We start from the raw sequence: 1,280 nt of genomic DNA on the forward strand, positions 1-1,280 counted from the left end.
AAATTGGACAAAAATAAGTGTATAAAATATTTTGAGCTACGTCCGTTAAATACATTCTAATCAATTCATTTGTTTCTACCCTTAAAGGGATTTTTGGCATCACTAAAAAAACATATGTTTCTATTTTTTATTTAAGCTACTAATGTGATTCGGTCATGATTATACCAGCGAATATAACTGTCGATTCCTGCTATGGCTTCATTCATATTACTAAATTTTGTCGTATTAACATACTCTCGTTTCAACAGAGAATGAAAGCTTTCAATCCTGGCATTGTCACCAGGTCGGCCTTTCCTAGAATACGAGTGTTTGATGTTCTGTGAGGATAGCGTTTGCTCAAATAAATCACTGGTGTATTGACTCCCCATATCACTATGAACAATTTGCGGCTGATACCCTAACGACAATGCCTTTTTTATTGGGACTACCGCTAACGACTTTGTCATCTGGTAGCCCAGTTTGTAAGCAATCACTTGACGTGTTTCTGGTTGATACACGCTTGCAAGGTAGACCCACCGATTGGCAACTGGAATATAAGTAATATCTGTTAACAAGACGCCATCAAAATGACTTAGATCATTTATTAGGTTGGGCCTCTGTGGGTATAATACCTTCGTTGTTGGTTTGTTTCTCTTTTTTGTCATGATTGATCTGATACCCAGTTCAGTCATTAATTGATAGACAAACCGTTCACTAATTGACCGTTTCAACTGGCTTCTAAGCATGATTGTTATTCTTGGGTAGCCATACATCGGGTAGTCAGTCCAAATTTTAAAAACTAATTTCTTGATACGCTCATGACGTTGCTTCGTTTGACTAGGCTGCCAATGCAGGTAACTATAATAGGTCGAACGAGGAATGTGAAGAACTTGAAGAATACGGGTTAAGCGGTGTTTGGCTTTCAAGTTGGCCTGAACAATATGTAATACAAATTGACGACCCTGTTTTAAGAGTTTTTTGCCAACAGCACCGCTGCACGTTTTAAAATATCGAGTTCCTCCTTCAGACGAATATTTTCTTTAAGTAAGGCTGCTTCGGAAGGAGACAATACGTTAATACGACTAGCATCGGCTTGATTAATCCAGTTGGTAACAGTTGAAACGCTAACGTGATATTCTTTTGCCAAAGAATTAGCAGAGCGTCCTGTTTGATGTAAGGCAATTAAAGATGATTTGAATTCGGCCGAATAGCGATTTTTAGACTGTGATATTTTTTGCATAAAAAGCTCCTATGATTAAATTATATCGAACATTTTTGTCCATAATTTAATCATAGGAGCC

At 37.3% G+C, this 1,280-nt stretch carries 1 protein-coding gene; it reads right to left on the reverse strand.

The window, feature by feature from the left end:
• Positions 1 to 131: 131 nt before the first annotated feature.
• Positions 132 to 1,219, reverse strand: a protein-coding gene (locus NFX39_RS06415; RefSeq protein WP_252444110.1) for an IS3 family transposase whose coding sequence is annotated in 2 segments (ribosomal slippage) — positions 132 to 985 and positions 985 to 1,219 — 1,089 coding nt in all. Because the reading frame shifts where the segments join, the coding sequence is not laid out codon by codon here.
• Positions 1,220 to 1,280 lie beyond the last annotated feature (61 nt).

It is taken from the genome of Fructobacillus apis (assembly GCF_023893635.1).
GTDB classification, from domain to species: Bacteria; Bacillota; Bacilli; order Lactobacillales; family Lactobacillaceae; genus Fructobacillus; species Fructobacillus apis.